Source organism: Ligilactobacillus salitolerans (assembly GCF_003864415.1).
Taxonomy (GTDB): Bacteria; Bacillota; Bacilli; order Lactobacillales; family Lactobacillaceae; genus Ligilactobacillus; species Ligilactobacillus salitolerans.
In genome coordinates this window covers 1-19,824 of record NZ_BFFP01000044.1, presented here as the reverse complement: position 1 = coordinate 19,824, position 19,824 = coordinate 1, and the positions used below count along the sequence as shown (strand labels likewise).

Sequence of the window (19,824 nt, the reverse complement as noted above, 5' to 3'; positions counted from 1 at the left end):
AAAAATAACTCTTTGTCAGGAAAGGCTTGCCTCCCCCGGCACAGCCTTTCCTGACAAAGAGAAAAAGCAAAGACACTGACTTAACAATTGAGAAAAAAGAAACCCCATCTAAAAGATAGAGTTTCAGAGACCATCAACACTATTTGACGTAGTCCCCTTTTTTGTATGCTGCCAGCACATTATGAGCAGCAGGCTGACCAAACCAAAACAAATATTTTCATGCCGTCAGTTCGAATTGTGGTCAAGATTTGGTAAAATGGAAGTAATCATAACAAATTCAAGGAGAAATTCAATGACGAAAAAAGAAAAGACACTTCTTTTAGTTGATGGGAACAGTGTTGCATTCAGGGCTTTTTTTGCCCTGCAAAATGTAGGCAGCTTTACTAATCGCTCCGGATTGCACACTAATGCAATCTACGTTTTTAAAAAGATCCTCGACAATATTTTGAAGAAGTATGCTCCTGAAAATGTGTTAGTAGCTTTTGATGCTGGGAAAACAACTTTCAGAACAGAAAAGTTTTCTGATTATAAGGGCGGTCGTGCTAGAACACCGGGGGAGCTAAGCGAACAGTTCCCCTACATCAGAAAGATGCTGGAAGCTTATGGGATCAAATCATACGAGCTGGAAAATTACGAGGCTGATGATATTATTGGAACTTTGGCACAGACAGGAGAGTCCAAAAATTATCGCGTCATTATTGTGACTGGCGATCGTGATTTAACGCAGCTCACCACTGCACAGACCACAGTTGCGATCACACAAAAGGGTTTTAGCGAGATCGAAGAATATACACCGGCTCACGTAGAAGAAAAATATGGCCTCAAGCCGGATCAGATCATCGACATGAAGGGTTTAGCCGGTGATAGTTCCGATAATTATCCAGGAGTTACGAAAATCGGTGAGAAGACTGCGATCAAGCTCTTAAAGCAGTATCAGACCATTGAAGGTATTTATGAAAACATTGATGAGATGAAAAAGTCGAAGATGAAAGAGCATTTAATTGAAGATCGCAAGACAGCTCTTTTGTGCAAGGACTTAGCTACGATCAAGAAAAATGCACCTTTGACTTTGGGATTAGCTGATACGATCCGCAAAGAAGCGGATCAGGACGGGTTGCGGAGTCTGTTTGAAGAGTTAGACTTCAAGAGCTTTTTAGATGAACTCTCACCTAATGCTAGTCAGCAGGTAGATTTTGAAAAACTTCCTGTGACGATTTTAACTGCAGATCAACTGGACAAACTGCCAGTCAAAAAGAACAGTGAGATCACATTTTACTTGGAAATGGATGGTAAAAACTACCATAATGCACCTTTTGTCGGCTTTATCTTTAAAATCGATGATCATTATTTTGGAGCGCGAGATGTCGCTTTGTTAAAAGAGCAGCCTCTGCAGAAAATTTTAACTGACCAAGAATATCAACTCGATGTTTTTGATTTTAAGCGGACTTATGTGGGGTTAAATCGCTTAGGTATCCAGATGGCTGGGGTCCGGTTTGATTTGCTGCTGGTTTCCTATCTCTTAAATAATACTGAGAATAGCGATGACGTGGGTGAACTAGCTGGTGAACATCACTACGATCAGGTTAAGACCGATGCAGAGTTTTATGGCAAAGGCGCTAAACGGCAGATCCCAGAAGATGACGGGCAGCTTTTTGACCACCTTAGTCATAAGGTGTTAGCGATCCATGCTTTAAAAGAGCAGCTTTTTGATGAATTGAAAGAAAACCAGCAGCTTGATCTTTATCAAGACTTGGAACTGCCATTAGCCTTAGTCCTGGCCAAAATGGAAATTGTTGGAATCACGGTCGATACGCAGCGTTTAGAAGCAATGCGCAGTGAATTTAAAGAACGTTTGGCTGAATTAGAACAGGAGATCGTAAATGAAGCCGGCGAAGAGTTTAACCTGAATTCTCCCAAGCAGCTCGGCCATATTCTCTTTGAAAAACTGCAGCTTCCGGTGATCAAGAAAACTAAAACGGGGTATTCAACGGCAGTGGGGGTTTTAGAGCAATTACGCGGAATGTCGCCGATCGTTGATAATATCTTGAACTATCGGCAGTTAGCCAAACTTCAGTCAACATACATTGAAGGTCTGTTAAAGGTCGTCTTTAAAGAGGACCATAAAGCGCATACTCGTTACACCCAAACCTTAACAGCAACTGGTCGTTTGTCCTCAGTTGATCCGAACTTGCAAAATATTCCGATCCGGCTTGAAGAAGGCCGCAAGATCCGCCAGGCATTTACAGCCAGCCACCCGGGTTGGGAGATCTTTTCTGCTGACTATTCGCAGATCGAATTGCGTGTACTGGCACATATTGCACAAGATGAGCACATGCAAGAGGCCTTTAAAGCAGACCGGGATATTCATGCCAACACTGCGATGGAAATTTTTGGACTAGCTGATGAAAAAGATGTGACTCCCAATTTACGTCGTCAAGCTAAGGCAGTCAATTTTGGAATCGTCTATGGCATTAGCGACTATGGTTTGTCGCAAAATATTGGGATCACCCGTAAACAAGCTAAACAATTTATTGACACTTACTTTGAAAAGTTTCCTGGAGTTAAACAGTATATGGAGCAAATTGTTAAAAAGGCTCAGGAACAGGGCTATGTCGAGACTGTCTTTAAGCGGCGCCGTTATTTACCAGACATTAACAATAAAAACTTCAATTTGCGGTCCTTCGCTGAACGCACGGCGATGAACAGTCCGATCCAAGGCAGTGCAGCTGATATCATTAAAGCGGCCATGATTAAAATGGATCATGAGCTGCGAGCCAAAAAAATGCAGGCACGGATGTTGCTGCAAGTGCATGATGAATTAATTTTTGAGGTCCCGCATGAAGAATTGGCTGACTTTGAAAAACTGGTTTCTAGTGTGATGGATTCGGCAGTAGACCTGAGTGTGCCGTTAAAAGTCGAATGTGCTCATGGCAAGACCTGGTTTGATGCCAAGTAATTGTTGTTTAACAGCTCAAGTGAAAAATTGATATTTTGGTGGAGGAAAAAATGCCTGAATTACCTGAAGTTGAAACGGTCAGGCGCGGTTTAAGCGCCCTAGTTATCGATAAGAAAGTTATTGGTGTCGATGTGATCTATCCCAAGATCATTGTCGGTGATCCAAGCGAATTTAAAGAACAGGTCAGCGGTAGAACTATCAGCGCGATCGACCGGCGCGGCAAGTACTTGCTTTTTCGTTTTTCCGCTGACTTAACGATGGTTTCTCATCTCAGAATGGAAGGTAAGTATTCGGTCAAGGATGCTGCCGTACCATTGGATAAGCACACGCATGTTGTTTTTAACTTCGATGATGGCACGCAGCTGCGCTATAATGATGTCCGTAAATTTGGTCGCATGCAGCTAGTTGAGACCGGAATGGAGAAAATGCTGCCGTCGCTGCAAAAATTAGGGCCAGAACCTACGCCGGAAACTTTCGATGCTCAAGCCTTTTATCAAGCCTTGCATCGAAGGAAGAAAGCAGTTAAAACAGCGTTGTTGGATCAGACTCTGGTCGTGGGGTTGGGCAATATTTACGTTGACGAAGTTCTCTGGCAAACAAAGATCCACCCGGAAACAAAATGTGCAAATATTACGGAGCAGCAAGCTTTGGTTTTGCACGACAATATTATCTTAGAACTGGAACGTGCGATCGCGGCGCACGGGACGACAGTCTTTACCTTTACTGATGCTAATTCACACAGCGGTTCTTTTCAAAATCAGTTAAATGTTTACGGAAAAAAGGGTGAGCCGTGTCCGCGTTGTCAAACACCGATCCAAAAAATTGTGGTTGGACAACGCGGGACTCATTTTTGCCCGCACTGTCAGCAAGTCATTTAAAAACGGTTTGGCTAATGGTCAGATTGCAGACTATCATTTTAGGTTGTTTCTTTTGTGCCGCTAAAGACAGCAGAACACGAATATTGACCGACAAATGTTTGTTTAAGTGTCTTTTTATGGTAAAATCATTTTGAGAAACAAGCATTGCAAGGATTATTGATAACAATTAATTGAACTTTAATTGAGGTGGAAATTATGATGTGTCCGCACTGTCATCATAACAGTTCACGTGTTGTAGACAGTCGCCCAGCTGATAGTGGTCACGCTATTAGAAGGCGGCGCGAATGTGAAAATTGCGGGTATCGTTTCACTACCTTCGAACGGATCGAAGTTACCCCACTGTTAGTGATCAAAAAAAATGGTACCAGAGAAGAGTTTGACCGGGATAAAATTTTACGCGGGGTCATGCGTGCAGCCGAAAAACGTCCTGTCGGGATGGATAAGCTGACTAGTATTGTTGATGACGTTGAAAATAAGGTTCGTGCTTTAGGCGGGACTGAAGTTTCAAGTCAATTGATAGGTAAATATGTGATGGATGAATTGGTGGAAGTCGATGACATTGCATATATTCGCTTTGCTAGTGTCTACCGCGAGTTTAAGGATATGGGCTCCTTTGTCAGTGAGCTCAATGAACTGATGAGTAGAGAAAAAGATGATACTGATACTTCTGAACCGGATTCGACGGAGGATCAGGGTAAGGGCAGCATTCAATAAATTAAAAAGCAGGAGGGGGGAAATCAGTGACTGAAAATTTAAAAGACATTTCCCCTAAAGACGGTTTTGTCGTCGTTGCCAACCATACGCCAGGCGGGCAGGAATTACGGGCATTGATGGATCTATACGTTCCTATGATGGGGTCTCAAGCTTACGGCACTTATGTTTTATTGAGTCGTTACGGCAAAACGCACCCGAACCTAGTTAAACGCTCGATGAACAAAGAATTGCTGCTGGCATTGTCCGTCGGCATGCGCGATTTCTTGGAGGCACGAGAAAAGCTGGAAGGTTTAGGCTTATTACGAACATTTGAAAAAAAGGATCGACTGGGTAAGCTGAACCTGTATTATTTGCAGGCTCCTTTGCTCGGAACTGATTTCTTTAAAGATGATCTGCTGAGTACGTTGTTGTTAGAAACTGTCGGGCAAGGGCCTTTCCGTAAGTTGCGTGAAGAGTATTGCCCACCAGAATTTAAGGTCGAAGGAAGTACAGAAGTAACGCATTCTTTCTTGGAAGTCTTCCCGATCCAGCGCAGCACTTTATTAAAGAATGCAGCTTCCAAGCCGCTTCCTAAAAATGAAGAGCAAGCTCAGCAATTAATTGAAAGAAACAACGGCAGCTTGGATTTAAAATTTTTCAGACAGTTATTAGCTAAATCTTTTGTGCCAGAACAAGAAGCATTGAAAAACATGGATGCAATTCAGACATTGCATCTCTTGTACGGCTTGGATGAATTGCAGTTAGTGCGTCTGTTAGAAGAAGCAATTGATATTAATAGCAATAAGTTAAACGTTAAATATCTTAAATTATTAGCGCATAATTCGTTTGAATTTCAAATGAAGTCAGATCAACAGGAAAGCAAACAAGCAGCACAACTAGGTTCTAAGAATGCTTCGGAGCAAAGTTCTGGTGCTCAGCCAGATCGTGAATTGCTGGAGGCTTGCAAATCCTTTGCTCCCATGGAATTTCTACAGGCACTCAAGAACCAGACTAATAATTTTCCGACCAAAGCGGAAAATTACATGGTTTCTAACCTGGTTAAGCAACGGACACTTCCAAATCAAGTGATCAACGTTTTGATCCATTATTATTTAGGTGATCGCGGCTACGCTGAGATGCGCCAAGACTACTTTGAAGGAACAGCTGCTCGTTGGTCGCAAAAAGGTATTAAAACCGCTGAAGAAGCGATGGCTGCCGTCCGTAATTCTGTGGCGGAAAATGCTCAGAAAAAGACGAATTATAGCAAAAAAAGTAATTATCGTTCCAAACGTCCAGTTGTTCAAAAAGAACAGCTACCTGATTGGGCCCAGCAAGACTACCAGGCTCCGCAAAGTTCTCAGGAAGAAAGCAGCAAAAAGGCTAATTTGCAAGCTGAGATCAAGCGGCGGTTGGCCGAAATTGATCGCGACAAGTAAAAACTACTATCATGAAATGAGGTGAGCGCATGGAAAGCCTCAGTGAAATACTAGGTAAGCAATTAAAAGACAATCAGTGGGGACCGCGTTATCAGAAGTTGATCGCTGCTGCCGAGCAGGATCCTGATGTTACTGAATTTTTGCGTCAACATCAGACTGAGCTGACTAAAGAAGATATCATTCGCAGTGCCAGCAAGCTGTATGAGTTCGTTAATTTCAAAAAAAAGCTCGCCGCGGGCGGGAAAACCTTTATGCCAGGCTATTACCCATATTTGACGCTCAGTAATCATCACATTGAAGTGACTTATACTCCAACCAAGGAGTATTTAACTCAGAAAAAGGCGCAAGAAGTTAAAAACCGCGTCAAAATTATTAGTCTCCCCAAGTCCATTCGCCATGCGCAGTTGGCTGATTATGATCCAGAGGGACGGGAAGAGATTTTTGATGCGGCACTCAGGTTTTTTCAAGAGTTTCAGAAAAATCCTCACGAATTTCATAAGGGACTTTATCTGGAAGGAAGCTTTGGTGTCGGTAAAACCTATTTGTTAGGTGCTCTGGCTAATGCTCTGGCAGAAAAAGGCTACAGTACTACGCTCGTGCATTTTCCATCTTTTGCCGTCAAAATGAAAAGCTCGATCAGCAGTAATTCGACTGGCGAATTAATTGAGAGTATTAAAAAAGCACAGATCCTGATGCTAGATGACATCGGGGCTGATCAGATGAGCAGCTGGTTTAGAGACGACGTCTTGGGAGTGATCTTGCAGTATCGGATGCAAGAAGAGCTGCCGACATTCTTTAGCTCGAATCTTTCCTTGCGCCAGTTGGAAGATGAATACCTGACGGTCAACAGCAGAGGTGAAGCCGAACCTTTAAAGGCTAAACGGATCATGGAACGGATCCGCTTCTTGGCGGATGATTATCATGTGGTCGGCCGCAATCGGCGAAATTAAAAAATTGCGCCTCAGGGCTTGTCAAGCTAATATTTTAGTGTTTTAATATAATTAAATTATGTGAAAGATATGGACCCAATTTTCAGGGAGAGAAGGCGCGACTGAAAACTTCTCAGTTAACGGTTTACCACTTTCATGCAAAGCCTAATGAAAAGTTAGGCCGGACGGTTTCCGTTAACGACCTGAATTAAGGAGTTTGTTTTCTAGAGACAAACTTGAACACTGGGTGGAACCACGTATCTACGTCCCTGTCGCTGGCTTATGCTGGCGGCAGGGACGTTTTTTTATTTTTTAGGAGGAAAGAAAAATGTCACAGATCAATGTAACTTTTCCAGACGGTAATGTAAAAGCATTTGAGAATGGTGTATCGGTGCAAGAAGTTGCTGCTTCGATCAGCACAAGTTTGGCTAAAAAAGCCGTTGCAGGCAAGTTTAATGACAAAATGGTCGATGTCCGTCAAAATCTTGTCGAAGACGGGGCAATTGAAATAATTACTAAGGATTCAGCTGAAGGGCTTGAAGTCCTCTGGCAGACGGCTGCGTTTGTTCTCAGTGAAGTTTTGGCTGCCAAGTATCCGGACATGAACTTTGGCGAGGCTAGAGTTGATGAACACGGTTTTCACTTGGATACTGAAAAGCCTGAACAAACACAGGTTGCTGAAACTGAATTTGATGATTTAGCTGCTGACATGCAAAAAATCATCAAGGCTGATGAAAAAATCGAATTGGATCATGTGAGTGAAAATGAAGCACTCCAGCTTGTCGGCAACGATCCTTACCAAAAGGAACTCGTTAGCGAACTAGCAGTTGACGGTCAAGTTGCAATCTATCGTCAAGGCGACTTTGTTCAGTTGGCTTACGCTCCTGTCCTTGGCTCGACTGGTAAGGCTAAGATATTCAAACTTCTTTCTGTTGCAGGTGCTTACTGGAAGGGTGCTTCCAGCAATCCGATGCTCCAACGGATCTATGGTACAGCCTTTTATAAGCAAAAAGAATTGGATGCTGAGTTAGAACGGCGTAAAGAAGCGCATGAACGTGATCACCGTGTGATTGGGAACCAATTGGATCTGTTTTTCGTTGATCCTAAGGTTGGTGCCGGTCTGCCGTATTGGATGCCGAATGGTGCCACGATCAGACGGACTTTAGAGCGATATATCATCGATAAGGAACTGGCAGCCGGATATCAGCATGTCATTACACCGATCTTGGCAAATGTTGATCTGTATAAACAATCTGGCCACTGGGATCATTATCGTGAAGATATGTTCCCGCCAATGGATATGGGTGACGGTGAATTCTTGGAATTGCGTCCAATGAACTGTCCTTCACATATCCAAGTTTATAACCACCATAAACGTTCTTACCGCGAACTGCCATTGCGGATCGCTGAATTGGGGATGATGCATCGTTATGAAAAGTCTGGTGCATTGACAGGTTTATCACGTGTGCGTGAAATGACTCTTAATGATGGTCATACCTTTGTAGCCCCAGATCAAATTGAGGACGAATTCAAAAAGATCTTGGATCTGATGATCGATGTTTACAACGATTTCGATATTCATGACTACCGTTTCCGTTTAAGTTACCGTGATCCAGAAAACAAGGAAAAGTACTTCGATGACGATGAGATGTGGGACAAGTCACAGCAGATGTTGAAGTCAGCTATGGATGACATGGGCCTGGATTACTTTGAAGCAGAAGGCGAAGCTGCTTTCTACGGTCCAAAGCTTGACGTCCAGACCAAGACAGCGCTGGGCGGCGAGGAAACGTTGTCAACCATTCAGTTGGACTTCCTTTTGCCTGAACGTTTTGACCTGAAGTATGCTGGCGCTGATGGTGAAGATCACCGTCCAGTCATGATCCATCGTGGTGTGATCTCCACTATGGAAAGATTTACAGCTTATCTGACAGAAATGTACAAAGGTGCTTTCCCAACTTGGTTAGCTCCTCATCAAGTTTCTGTGATCCCAGTTAAAAACGAGCTGCATCTGGAACGTGCTAAAGAGTTGCAAAAGCGTCTCTTGGCTCACCATATTCGGGTTGATATTGACGATCGGAATGAAAAGATGGGCTACAAGATCCGTCAGGCTCAAGTCAACAAGATCCCATATACCTTGGTAATTGGTGACCAAGAAGTTGCCGATCATACGGTCACTGTCAGAAAATACGGTCAGCAGGAAACAGAAACCATCTCATTTGATGAGTTCGTTACTGAGCTGAATCATGATATTGAAACTTATAGCCGAAAAAATTAATTGACAAAGCCTGATGAGCTTGGTATCATGGTGTAGTTGAGAAAAAAGCAGAAGCACCCGCTTCTCGCCTAGGGGACTAGAGTTCTCGGGCAGAATTACGAAATAACCTCATTGAAATGTGAGGATAAGTGGGTGTGAAAACACCCACTTTTTTTCTGCTTACTCTTCTGAATTTTTTGGAGGTGAAATATCATAGCAGTAGACAAGATTGTAAATGATGGTATCCGCGCGCGTGAAGTTCGTTTGATCGGCGGCGACGGCAGTCAGTTGGGCGTTAAGTCCAAACAAGATGCTTTAGCTTTGGCTGAACAAGCAAACTTGGATTTAGTTTTGGTTGCACCCAAGGCTAAACCACCAGTGGCTAAGATCATGGATTACGGCAAGTATCGTTTCGAATTACAGAAGAAACAACGTGAAGCCCGTAAAAAGCAAAAGATCGTCAATGTTAAAGAAGTTCGTTTGAGTCCTACGATCGATACGAATGACTTTAATACTAAGGTCAAAAATGCGCGTAAGTTCTTGAGCAAGGGCGACAAAGTTAAAGTATCGATCCGCTTTCGGGGACGTGCGATCACGCATAAGGATATCGGACGTGATGTCTTGAATAAATTTGCAACGGAAACCGAAGATGTTGCTTCCGTTGAATCAAAACCAAAAATGGATGGTCGCAGCATGTTCTTGATGCTTGCCCCATTAGCCGAAAAATAGGCTGGTAATCTAGGAGGAAAATTGTATTATGCCAAAACAAAAAACACATCGCGCATCTGCAAAGCGCTTTAAGAAGACCGCAAATGGTGGGTTGAAACGTGCACATGCCTATACATCTCATCGTTTCCACGGTAAGACCAAGAAGCAACGCCGTCAATTGGCTAAGCCAGGTATGGTAGATTCAACTGATATGAAGCGTATCAAACAGATGCTTTCACAGATGAAATAAGCATCCTGTTCGTTGGATCTATACTCATTCTTTTGGCTAGAGCCGGAAGAAATTTTTGCCCTAAGTTTGGGGAAGTCCAAGTTTAGCTTGGATGTTAATTTAAGGAGGAATTTACATGTCACGTGTTAAAGGCGGCAGTGTTACGCGTCAGCGTCGGAAAAAAATGTTAAAACTTGCTAAGGGTTATCGTGGCCCTAAGCACACAAACTTCAAAGTTGCTAAGCAACAAGTTATGAAAGGTCAGCAATATGCTTTCCGTGATCGTCGGAAGAACAAATCTAATTTCCGTAAGTTATGGATCGCTCGTATTAACGCAGCTGCACGGACAAACGAGATCAGCTACAGCAAGTTGATGCATGGCTTGAAGCTGGCTGAGATCGACGTTAACCGTAAAATGCTGGCTGACTTAGCTATTAATGACCCAGCTGCATTTACTGCACTTGTTGATCAAGCTAAAACAGCTTTGGCAAAATAATCTTATTTGATAATGTGGGCTGGGACAAAACTCTTGTTTTGCTCAGCTCTTTTTACATATTAATATAGGATGAACCCTGCGTTTATATGAAAATTCTCGGTTCATGCTGAAAAGAAAGTTGATTTCGCCAACATATTCTTATTAAAAAGCAGCGAAATCATTTATAATTAACATATTCGTTTAGAAGAGGAGATTAGTGCTACATGCTTGCTGATTTTAGACCAACTTGGATGCTGGAATCGATCTATGACTTAACACCGCAAGAAGTGCGAGAAAAAAAGATCGGTTTAATTTTAACGGACCTGGACAATACCTTGATTGCGTGGAATAATCCGAATGGGACTCCACAGTTACAGAAATGGCTGGTTACGATGCATGAATCTGGCATCCCAGTCGTAGTCGTGACTAACAATAGCTCTAAAAGAGCTGCCAAGGCTCTAGAAGAGTTGCAGTTGCCTTTCGTTTCGCGGGCGCTTAAGCCGCTCAGTCACGGGATCAATGTCGCTAAGAAACGGTATCGGGTCAGTTCTTCTGAAATTGTTTTGGTCGGTGATCAGTTGATGACTGATATCGCCGCCGCAAACAATGCGCATGTGCGCAGTATTTTAGTCAAACCTCTGATCGAGACTGACGCTTGGATCACGAAGTTTAACCGAGCTGCTGAAAGAGTGGTTAAAAAGCGACTATTAAAAAAGGGTTATTTAAAGAGAACATGGGGGCATTCACTGAATGATTGAAAACACTGAGGATCTATATTGTATCGGTTGCGGGGCCAAGATCCAGTCCGATGATCCAAAAGAGCCGGGTTATACACCGGTGTCGGCCATTGAAAAAGGACTTGAAACTGAAGAATTATATTGTCAGCGTTGTTTTCGTCTCAGACATTACAATGAAGTCAGTGATGTTTCCTTAACTGACGATGACTTTCTGGCCTTGCTGAATCAGATCGGTTCAGCGGACGCATTGATCGTCAATGTGATAGATATCTTTGACTTTAACGGCTCATTGATCCCAGGGATCCATCGTTTTGTCGGCAATAACCCAGTTTTAATGGTCGGCAATAAAGAAGACTTGCTGCCGCGTTCGTTAAAACGTTCTAAATTAAAGGACTGGGTCCGTCAGCGGGCAAATGCTGAGGGAATCCATCCAGTGGACGTGGTTTTAACTAGTGCGACAAAACGGCACGCGCTTGATGAACTGCTGTCTGCAATTGAAAAGTACCGTAAGGGGCGAGATGTTTATGTTGTTGGGGTGACCAATGTTGGTAAATCGACTTTGATCAACCAGATCATCAAGCAAAGTACTGGCATGCAGGACTTGATCACGACTTCGCGTTTTCCTGGGACGACTCTAGACAAAATTGAGATCCCTTTGGATGATGGTAAAAATCTGATCGATACGCCGGGGATCATTCATAAAAACCAAATGGCACATTATCTTTCTGCTAAAGAATTACGGTTGGCAACCCCGCAAAAGGAGATTCGCCCCAAAGTTTATCAGTTAGCTGCTGGACAGACACTCTTTTTTGGCGGGCTCGCACGCTTCGACCTGATCAAAGCACCGCAAGAACGCAATGGGATCGTAGTGTACCTAGATAATAATTTACAGATCCACCGCACAAAACTGATCAAAGCGGATGAATTTTTTGCCCGGCATCAAGGGGGCTTATTGCAGCCGCCGACTAGTGATGAAATGGAGACTTTCCCGGCACTAGAGCGGTTTGAATTTAAGGTCCGCGAAAAAAGTGATATTGTCTTTGAGGGCCTTGGTTGGGTCACGGTCAAAGGCGGTTCAGTAGTAGCTGGTTACGCTCCTTCAGGCGTCGGAGTGATCATTAGAAAAGCAATGATTTAAGAAAATAAAATAAGGAGTGAAGTAAATGGCATTGCGTGGTAAACAGAAAAGGTTCTTGCGCAGTCAGGCACATAATTTACGACCGCTGTTTCAGATCGGAAAAGATGGGCTAAGTGAAAATTGGTTAGCCAATGTTGTTGCAGCGATCGATAAGCGCGAATTACTGAAGGTTTCGATCTTGCAAAACTCATTAGTTGATGAAGATGAAGTGAGCGAGTTCGTTGAAGCTAACAGCCAAATTGAAGTTGTGCAAAGGATCGGGCATGTTCTGGTTCTGTATAAAAAGTCTAGCGACAAGGAGCAGCGTGAATTGTCGGCCCAAGTTGAAAAACTGTAAACTTGGAGGTTTGAACTGTGAATACAAGTACAATTGAGATCCCTAAAGTCAAGACCTATCCCGAGGTCATGTTTGGCAGCCAGAAAAAAAGGGTCGGTTTGTTGGGCGGGACCTTCAACCCGTTGCATAATGGCCATTTGATCGTGGCCCAACAAGTTTTAAGCCAACTGGGATTGGAGAAGATCGTCTTTTTGCCCGACAACTTGCCGCCCCATGTTGATCATAAGGATGCATTGCCTGCTAAGCAGCGCTTAGAGATGGTCAGATTAGGGATCACAGGAAATGAAAAATTCGAATTAGATACGACCGAGATTGAACGCGGCGGTGTAAGTTATACCGTTGATACTATTAAAGACTTGCAGGCGCGGCACCCGGATACGGACTATTATTTTATCATCGGCGGTGATATGGTTGAATATTTGCCGAAATGGTATCAAATTGACCAGCTGGTTAGGATGGTCAAATTCGTTGGGGTCAAGCGGACTGGAGCTAGGACTCAAAGCCAATACCCGCTTTTATGGGTAGATGTCCCTACGATCGATATCAGTTCAACATTGATCCGTGAAAAAGTACAGCAGGGATGTTCGATCAAATATTTAGTCCCCTCTGCTGTTGAAGACTATATTAAAGAAGAAGGCTTATACCGTGACTGAAATTGTATATACACACCATTACTTTGCCGGTACACGCGCGCAGCTGCTGGAAAGGGTGCAAGCTAAGTTAAGCGACCATCGTTTTGCCCATGTTGTACGTGTGGAAAAAGCGGCGATCAAGTTGGCTCAGCTCAATAATGTTTCCCCAGAAAAAGCCAGTATTGCGGCCTTGGTCCATGATTATTCCAAGGAACGTTCCGCTGCTGAATTTAAGCAGGTGATCCAAGCACATCAGATGGACCCTGACTTGCTCAATTGGGGCAATTTTATCTGGCACGGTGTTGTTGGAGCTCAGATCGTATCCGATGAATTGGGGATCTCAGACCCTGAGATCTTAAACGCGATCGCCAGGCATACTGTAGGTGCTCCAGAGATGACACTGCTCGATCAGATCGTTTATGTGGCTGATTTTGTTGAGGATGGCAGAGATTTTCCAGATGCCCAAATTGCTCGCAGTTTAGCTTATGCCGATTTGCAAGGAGCAGTATCATTTGAGACTAAGCATACATTGGAATATTTATTGTCTTCCAATACGCAGATCTACCCGGCAGCAATTTTAACTTACAATGCTTGGGTCGCAGGCCGTTAAAATTTTCTCAGTCAATGATGTGTTATAAAGTTAATTCAGTCAGGACTTATTAAAGGAGATTATTGATGGATAGTAAAGAATTATTGGAAGTAGTTGTTAAGGCAGCCGACAACAAACGAGCAGAAGATGTCACAGCATTAGATGTTCAGCAAGTGAGTTTGTTAGCAGACTATTTTGTGATCATGGAAGCTGGCTCGCAGCGTCAGGTCAAAGCAATTGCAGAGAACATTCAAGAAGCAGCTGAAAACGCTGGGTACGATGTGCGTGATATCGAAGGCAAAGATGCCTCTAACTGGGTCTTGCTAGATTTAGGCGATGTGATCGTGCATGTTTTCCAAAAGGAGACACGTGAGTTTTACAACCTAGAAAAATTGTGGTCGGATGCACCGACCGTGGATATTGCTAACTGGGTCGAGGAATAATGATCTATACCACTTTTGCGCAGCTTTATGATGAGTTGATGGACCAGACAATCTACGATAATTGGCTTGATTTTCTGGGCGGCCGTTTCTCGCCTGATCAAGGACTTCTGTTGGATTTAGGCTGTGGTTCAGGAGCTTTAACTGTGTTGATAAAAAAACGCGGCTATCAGGTTGAAGGGCTAGACCTGTCAGAAGAAATGCTCAGTTTAGCTGCTCAACGGACTGCTGAAGCCAAGCTGGATGTGCCGTTTTATCAAGGGGATATGACTGATCTGAGTTCGCTGGGTGAGTACGCTGGAGTGATCAGCTCTTTGGATTCACTATGTTATTTGCCGGATCCAGCTGCTGTGCAGTTGGCTTTTTCACAAGTTGCTGCTCATTTACAAAAAGGCGGCCGCTTCTTATTTGATGTCCACAGTACCTATCAGATGGATACTATTTTTCCTGATTATATGTACAATTTTCAGACAGATGAGCAGGCTTTTTTGTGGCACAGTTATCCGACTGATGTCGACCATGCGATCGAACACGAGTTGACATTCTTTATTTTAGATCACTCGACTGGTCAGTTTGAGCGCCTGAATGAATATCATTATGAGCGGACCTACCCGTTGCAAAAATATTTAAAGTGGCTCAAAGAGGCGGGTTTTACCCAAATTACAGTCACGGCTGACTTTGGCCGCCAGGCTGTCAAGTCGGATTCGATCCGCTGGTTTTTTGATTGCCGTCTTGGTGAAAAACCGGGCGGTAAACTGGAATAGGTATAAAGGGGCGAGGCTATGTCTGGTGTTGTAGGTATAATTGCGGAGTATAACCCTTTCCATAACGGACATCTCTATCAACTTGAACAGGTCAAAAAACGTTTTCCTGACGATCTGATCGTAATTGCAATGAGTGGAAACTTTTTGCAACGAGGTGAACCTGCTTGCTTGGATAAATGGAGTCGAGCTAGGCAAGCCCTGGAGAATGGTGCTGATCTGGTGTTGGAGCTGCCAACACTTTCTTGCGTTCAACCCGCCGATCGCTTTGCTTTTGGCGGAGTGTCGCTTTTAAACACAGTTGGCGCAGATAAATTGTTTTTTGGAGCTGAACACAGCAACTATGATTTTATGACTTTTGCTAGACAAGTGGCAGATCTGCACGGTAATTTTCAGCGTTATGACGAATCATACGCAAAAACATTTCAAGCCGCGATCACTGAAACCATAGGGCACCCAGTTGACCAGCCGAATGATCTCTTAGGCTTGGCTTATGCTAAGGCTAATTTGCGTTTAGGCGAGCCCATGCGCTTGTATCCGTTGCAGCGTGTCGAAACAAGTTACCATGATCTTTCCTTACATCCTGGGCAAACTATCGCTAGTGCTTCAGCGATCCGCAAAAACTTCGTTCTTTCTCAGCCAGCAGCGGCACCCTATATGCCGGCTGGTACATTTCATGATCTGGAAAAGGGGCCGCTCTTGTTTTGGAATGACTTTTGGCCATTGCTGCGTTATCGGATCATCAGCAGTCAAATTTCTGACCTGCAGCAGGTCTACGGCATGACAGAAGGAATTGAGTACCGGCTATTGGATCTGACTCAGCGACTGCCGTTGACGATGACTTTTGAAGAATGGGTCAAAGAAGTTAAAACTAAACGCTTTACCTATACGCATTTGGCGCGTTTAGCAGTTGCGATTTTATTAGATATCAAGCAAGATGAGGTTGCCGCTTACAATGAACAGCCATATTTGCGGCTGCTGGGTTTTAACGAACGAGGGCAAAAACAGTTGGCAAAAATCAAAAAAGACTGTGACTGGCCGATCTATTCGCGGGTTTCTGGAGAAGATAAGAAAAAACAGCTGGCTGTCGATTACCGAGCAGGCAAGGTTTACCAGCTGTTCAATGGGCAGGAACAAGACTTAAAGCGGGCTCCTTTTGTATTTTCAGGGGTGTCAAGGAAAATACGTTGACAAAGGTCTATAGACACTGTATAATCAAACATGTTGCATTGGAGGAAGATAGCATGAAGTGGTCGTATAAACAACTACAACAGCTTGGTGATGAACCGCTCCAAGTCAATGAAAAGTTAAATTTAGAAAAGGAACTGAAGACGCGTAAGCCAGCGATCAGTGTCGTGAGTCCTGTTGAAGTGACAGGAGTGATCGGTGCTGATTCAGTGAGTGCATTCAGTCAGCTTCAGGTTCATGTCAGTTTGACTTTGCCGTCAACTCGATCTTTGGAGCCGGCGACAATTCAGCTTTCTTTTCTGATCAACGAGAATTATGTTGAGGCTGATCGGACGGATTTTTCGGAATTTTCTGATTCGGACCTTGTTATTGTTCTTGAGAATAATTTACTTGATTTGGATAAGATCATAACTGATAACATTTTGTTACAAATTCCTATGCAGGTTTTAACTGAGGCTGAAAAAGCAGCGGGGCAACCGCAACAGGCTGGTCAGAACTGGCAGGTCTTAGCTGAAGATCAGTTAAACACACAGCAAAAAGATGCGGATCAGCAAGTTGACCCGCGCTTGGCGAAATTAGCTCATTATTTTGATCAAGATGAAACTGATGAGTAGTTGCAAAAAGCGGGTTTAAAGGGTACAATTCTTTTTGTTGAATATTTTTACTCTAGGTGAAGGAGGTGCCTGTAAGATGGCTGTACCAAAAAGAAAAACTTCTAAGGCAAGAAAGAGACTTCGTCGGACTCATTACAAGTTGCAAGTTCCTGGCATGACAGCATGCCCAAATTGCGGCGAGTTAAGACAAGCTCACCACGTATGTTCTAACTGCGGTTACTACGGCGACAAAGAGGTCGTTAAAGTCAAGTAATCCATGAGACATTCGTAATCATTTTCAGGGACCATGGCCCTCAAGATGATTCATATCAAGCATCCGAGGATCTAACGGTCCTGGGTGCTTTTTTTTTCAACGAAACATTTGCACGTGCAGCTGGTGTGCTTTAAGCAAGAAGCTCCTTTTCAAAAAACAAGAAAATGTTATTTATTCTCACTTTGCACGCTGTAGAATAATGGTGAGTATGATAAAATTAGAGATAATCTAGAAAAGCGAGGCATATATTTTATGCAGGTTCATAATGTCGACCTGACTATTAGCGCTGTCAGGCCGGAACAATATCCGAGTACCAACTACCCTGAGATCGCGTTTGCGGGTCGTTCTAATGTTGGAAAATCCTCTTTGATCAATGCTTTGATCAACCGTAAAAGTTATGCGCGGACATCAAGTCAGCCGGGGAAAACCCAAACTTTGAATTTTTACGACATTGAGTCTTTGCTTTACTTTGTTGATGTCCCGGGTTACGGTTATGCTAAGGTTTCTCAAAAAGAACGTGATAAGTGGGGACAAATGATCGAAACATATCTTTCTTCCCGTCAGCAGCTGCGCGGCGTGGTCTCATTGGTTGATGGGCGCCATGCCCCGACTAAGCTAGACCAGCAGATGCTTTCTTTGCTGCATTACTATGACTTGCCTGTTCTGGTAGTGGGAACTAAGATCGATAAGGTTAAAAAAGGGAAACGCAATCAGTCTTTCAGCATAATTAAAAAGACTTTAGACTTGCGTCCGCAAGACGAATTGATTTTGTTTTCTGCTTTAGACAAGACGGGTAAAGACGAGATCTGGAAATGGATCGAAGCCAAAACAAAATAATGTTGTGAGCGTTGTGTAGTCAAGCTAGTTAAAATCCAAAATAAAAGGATGGGAAAAGTTATGGAGTTTAATGAATACCAAGAAAAAGCCAATCGGACCCTTTACGGCAATGAGCAGGTCTTGACTAATTGTGCATTGGGTTTAGCCGGAGAAAGCGGTCAGTTAGTTGATCTCGTTAAGGATTATACTTTTAAGGGGAAGAAACTGGAGCGGCAAGAGATGATCCATGAGATGGGTGATGTTTTGTGGTATCTTTCTCAGATCGCTGAATGGGCAGATATTCCATTTGATGAAGTTGCCAGCAATAACATTGAAACTTTAAATAAGCGTTATCCACACGGCTTTTCGCATTCAAAATAACTGGATAAAAAAATGGCTTTTCCCAACGGAAAAGTCATTTTTTTGGTTTTGGCTGTTCTTTTTTCTGACTGTCTTTGTCTTTTTGTTCTTTTTTTGGTTGTCGGTCCGGGTCCAAAGCAAACTTGCTGAAAAGTTCATCGAGATCAGACTGACGGTTAATTTTTAAACTCAAAGTTAACATTCCTTTCTCTGATACCAGTGATCTTTTTAAAGGCAAATGCCTGCTTTTCTGATATCTTCTTTAGGATAGCAATTTTAGGGTCTGATTTCAATGAACCAGCCTAGCTGGCGGCGAAATTTAATACTTTTTTTAAAAATGTATAAAAAGACAGAACGGTTGAAAAAATATCCATAATTAGGGATAAAAATACCAAAAATGAATTTAATATTGCATAAACAAACTTTTTGGCATATAATTTTGCTAATGACTTTAGGTAGCAGGTGCAGCAGCAAGTGGTGAGGAGAAGAATAAGATGGCAGAATTATTAAGTATTCAGAATTTGAAAAAGTCCTTTGGAAAAAGTGAAGTTCTCAAAGATATCAATGAAAAAGTTGATTCAGGTGAAGTGGTCTGTGTGATCGGTCCTTCCGGAGCAGGAAAAAGTACTTTCCTGCGCTGTCTAAACGTCCTCGAACATCCGACAGCCGGTAAAATTGTCTTTGAAGGGGAAGATTTGACTCAGATCTCAGATAAACAGTTAAATAAACTGCGGCAAAAAATGGGCATGGTTTTCCAGAACTTCAATCTTTTTCCAAATATGACCGTTTTGGGCAATATTACAGCTGCTCCCATGAAAGTGAAAGGCCAAAGCCAAGCGGAGGCTGAAAAAAAAGCCAAAGAACTCTTAAAGCAAGTTGGACTTGAAGATAAGGCGGAACAGTATCCAGCCAGCTTGTCCGGCGGGCAAAAGCAGCGGGTCGCCATCGTTCGAGCCTTAGCGATGGATCCTGAAGTAATGCTTTTCGATGAGCCAACTTCTGCTTTGGATCCAGAAATGGTCGGCGAAGTATTGGAAACAATGAAAAGTTTGGCTAATTCTGGGATGACGATGGTGGTCGTCACGCATGAGATGGGTTTTGCCAAAGAAGTTGCTGATCGGATCTGGCTGATGGCTGATGGTTATATTCAAGAATCTGGTGCTCCTAATGAAGTCTTTGAGCATCCGCAGACTAAGCGGGGACAAGATTTCTTAGCGAAAGTACTCTAAATAGTCGGGTGTTTTCTTCATGATCTATTGGAAGAAAACACTTTTTTTGGTGCGCCCGGCATGGGCAGTAACTAGGCGGTGTGAGTCCGCTGTGAGCCGTAGTGGTCGGTATCACAAGTCGAAGGCAAGGGTGTCTATTGCGAGGTAGAATCTGAAGGAAGCCCTAGACAAA

23 protein-coding genes and 1 other annotated feature are annotated in these 19,824 nt (G+C 43.3%); of the genes, 22 read left to right on the top strand and 1 reads right to left on the bottom strand.

The genetic code is table 11. The features are described from left to right. Positions 1 to 292 precede the first annotated feature (292 nt). The 21 genes from polA to LFYK43_RS10510 all read left to right on the top strand — a co-directional run bounded on the left by polA (position 293) and on the right by LFYK43_RS10510 (position 18,444). A complete protein-coding gene (polA, locus tag LFYK43_RS10610) occupies positions 293 to 2,956 on the top strand; it encodes a DNA polymerase I (RefSeq protein WP_124978111.1) in 2,664 nt (887 codons plus the stop codon). Between the two features lie 50 nt (positions 2,957 to 3,006). Further along, a complete protein-coding gene (gene mutM, locus LFYK43_RS10605) occupies positions 3,007 to 3,834 on the top strand; it encodes a DNA-formamidopyrimidine glycosylase (protein ID WP_124978109.1) in 828 nt (275 codons plus the stop codon). 195 nt (positions 3,835 to 4,029) lie between these two features. Continuing rightward, positions 4,030 to 4,548: a transcriptional regulator NrdR gene (gene nrdR, locus LFYK43_RS10600; protein WP_124978107.1), complete on the top strand. Its 519-nt coding sequence runs from the start codon at positions 4,030 to 4,032 to the stop codon at positions 4,546 to 4,548. Positions 4,549 to 4,574: 26 nt separating this feature from the next. After that, positions 4,575 to 5,963, top strand: a complete 1,389-nt coding sequence (locus LFYK43_RS10595) for a DnaD domain protein (RefSeq protein ID WP_229718020.1) — start codon at positions 4,575 to 4,577, stop codon at positions 5,961 to 5,963. Positions 5,964 to 5,992: 29 nt separating this feature from the next. Continuing rightward, on the top strand, positions 5,993 to 6,913 hold the full coding sequence (gene dnaI, locus LFYK43_RS10590) for a primosomal protein DnaI (RefSeq protein ID WP_124978105.1): 921 nt from the start codon (positions 5,993 to 5,995) through the stop codon (positions 6,911 to 6,913). A gap of 307 nt (positions 6,914 to 7,220) precedes the next feature. Next, positions 7,221 to 9,167, top strand: a complete 1,947-nt coding sequence (gene thrS / locus LFYK43_RS10585) for a threonine--tRNA ligase (RefSeq protein WP_124978103.1) — start codon at positions 7,221 to 7,223, stop codon at positions 9,165 to 9,167. Between the two features lie 39 nt (positions 9,168 to 9,206). Next, positions 9,207 to 9,329 (top strand) — a sequence feature (ribosomal protein L20 leader region). A 45-nt stretch (positions 9,330 to 9,374) separates the two neighbouring features. After that, positions 9,375 to 9,875: a translation initiation factor IF-3 gene (gene infC, locus LFYK43_RS10580; protein ID WP_124978101.1), complete on the top strand. Its 501-nt coding sequence runs from the start codon at positions 9,375 to 9,377 to the stop codon at positions 9,873 to 9,875. 28 nt (positions 9,876 to 9,903) lie between these two features. Beyond that, complete coding sequence (gene rpmI / locus LFYK43_RS10575) at positions 9,904 to 10,104, top strand: 50S ribosomal protein L35 (RefSeq protein WP_124978100.1); 201 nt, start codon at positions 9,904 to 9,906, stop codon at positions 10,102 to 10,104. A 115-nt stretch (positions 10,105 to 10,219) separates the two neighbouring features. Continuing rightward, positions 10,220 to 10,579 (top strand): 50S ribosomal protein L20, encoded by a 360-nt coding sequence (gene rplT, locus LFYK43_RS10570; RefSeq protein ID WP_124978098.1) that lies wholly within the window; start codon positions 10,220 to 10,222, stop codon positions 10,577 to 10,579. 203 nt (positions 10,580 to 10,782) lie between these two features. Beyond that, entirely contained in the window at positions 10,783 to 11,316 is a 534-nt protein-coding gene (locus LFYK43_RS10565; RefSeq protein ID WP_124978096.1) for a YqeG family HAD IIIA-type phosphatase, read from the top strand. Further along, positions 11,309 to 12,433 carry a ribosome biogenesis GTPase YqeH gene (yqeH, locus tag LFYK43_RS10560; protein ID WP_124978094.1) on the top strand — a complete coding sequence of 375 codons (1,125 nt, stop codon included), beginning with the start codon at positions 11,309 to 11,311 and terminating at the stop codon, positions 12,431 to 12,433. The genes LFYK43_RS10565 and yqeH overlap by 8 nt, the downstream gene beginning before the upstream one ends. Positions 12,434 to 12,458: 25 nt before the next feature. After that, a complete protein-coding gene (gene yhbY / locus LFYK43_RS10555) occupies positions 12,459 to 12,770 on the top strand; it encodes a ribosome assembly RNA-binding protein YhbY (RefSeq protein WP_124978092.1) in 312 nt (103 codons plus the stop codon). 17 nt (positions 12,771 to 12,787) lie between these two features. After that, positions 12,788 to 13,423 (top strand): nicotinate-nucleotide adenylyltransferase, encoded by a 636-nt coding sequence (locus tag LFYK43_RS10550; RefSeq protein WP_439957217.1) that lies wholly within the window; start codon positions 12,788 to 12,790, stop codon positions 13,421 to 13,423. Then, on the top strand, positions 13,416 to 14,012 hold the full coding sequence (yqeK, locus tag LFYK43_RS10545; RefSeq protein WP_124978090.1) for a bis(5'-nucleosyl)-tetraphosphatase (symmetrical) YqeK: 597 nt from the start codon (positions 13,416 to 13,418) through the stop codon (positions 14,010 to 14,012). The genes LFYK43_RS10550 and yqeK overlap by 8 nt, the downstream gene beginning before the upstream one ends. Before the next feature lie 65 nt (positions 14,013 to 14,077). Continuing rightward, the gene (gene rsfS, locus LFYK43_RS10540) at positions 14,078 to 14,434 is read left to right on the top strand and encodes a ribosome silencing factor (RefSeq protein ID WP_124978088.1); all 357 of its coding nucleotides are present in this window, start codon (positions 14,078 to 14,080) and stop codon (positions 14,432 to 14,434) included. Then, positions 14,434 to 15,195 (top strand): class I SAM-dependent DNA methyltransferase, encoded by a 762-nt coding sequence (locus LFYK43_RS10535; RefSeq protein ID WP_124978086.1) that lies wholly within the window; start codon positions 14,434 to 14,436, stop codon positions 15,193 to 15,195. The genes rsfS and LFYK43_RS10535 overlap by 1 nt, the downstream gene beginning before the upstream one ends. An 18-nt stretch (positions 15,196 to 15,213) precedes the next feature. Beyond that, complete coding sequence (locus tag LFYK43_RS10530; protein ID WP_124978085.1) at positions 15,214 to 16,383, top strand: nucleotidyltransferase; 1,170 nt, start codon at positions 15,214 to 15,216, stop codon at positions 16,381 to 16,383. Between the two features lie 53 nt (positions 16,384 to 16,436). Beyond that, positions 16,437 to 16,994, top strand: coding sequence for a DUF177 domain-containing protein (locus LFYK43_RS10525; protein ID WP_124978083.1), 558 nt, complete (start codon positions 16,437 to 16,439; stop codon positions 16,992 to 16,994). 76 nt (positions 16,995 to 17,070) lie between these two features. Continuing rightward, positions 17,071 to 17,247, top strand: a complete 177-nt coding sequence (rpmF, locus tag LFYK43_RS10520; RefSeq protein WP_124978081.1) for a 50S ribosomal protein L32 — start codon at positions 17,071 to 17,073, stop codon at positions 17,245 to 17,247. A gap of 252 nt (positions 17,248 to 17,499) precedes the next feature. After that, the gene (gene yihA / locus LFYK43_RS10515) at positions 17,500 to 18,084 is read left to right on the top strand and encodes a ribosome biogenesis GTP-binding protein YihA/YsxC (RefSeq protein WP_124978079.1); all 585 of its coding nucleotides are present in this window, start codon (positions 17,500 to 17,502) and stop codon (positions 18,082 to 18,084) included. Positions 18,085 to 18,144: 60 nt separating this feature from the next. Next, the gene (locus LFYK43_RS10510) at positions 18,145 to 18,444 is read left to right on the top strand and encodes a nucleoside triphosphate pyrophosphohydrolase family protein (RefSeq protein WP_124978077.1); all 300 of its coding nucleotides are present in this window, start codon (positions 18,145 to 18,147) and stop codon (positions 18,442 to 18,444) included. A gap of 34 nt (positions 18,445 to 18,478) precedes the next feature. On the opposite strand, the gene LFYK43_RS13015 is transcribed toward LFYK43_RS10510, so the two are convergent. Further along, positions 18,479 to 18,625: an SPJ_0845 family protein gene (locus LFYK43_RS13015; protein ID WP_268226998.1), complete on the bottom strand. Its 147-nt coding sequence runs from the start codon at positions 18,623 to 18,625 to the stop codon at positions 18,479 to 18,481. A 292-nt stretch (positions 18,626 to 18,917) separates the two neighbouring features. On the opposite strand from LFYK43_RS13015, the gene LFYK43_RS10505 reads away from it, so the two are divergent. Then, positions 18,918 to 19,652 carry an amino acid ABC transporter ATP-binding protein gene (locus LFYK43_RS10505; protein WP_124978075.1) on the top strand — a complete coding sequence of 245 codons (735 nt, stop codon included), beginning with the start codon at positions 18,918 to 18,920 and terminating at the stop codon, positions 19,650 to 19,652. Positions 19,653 to 19,824 lie beyond the last annotated feature (172 nt).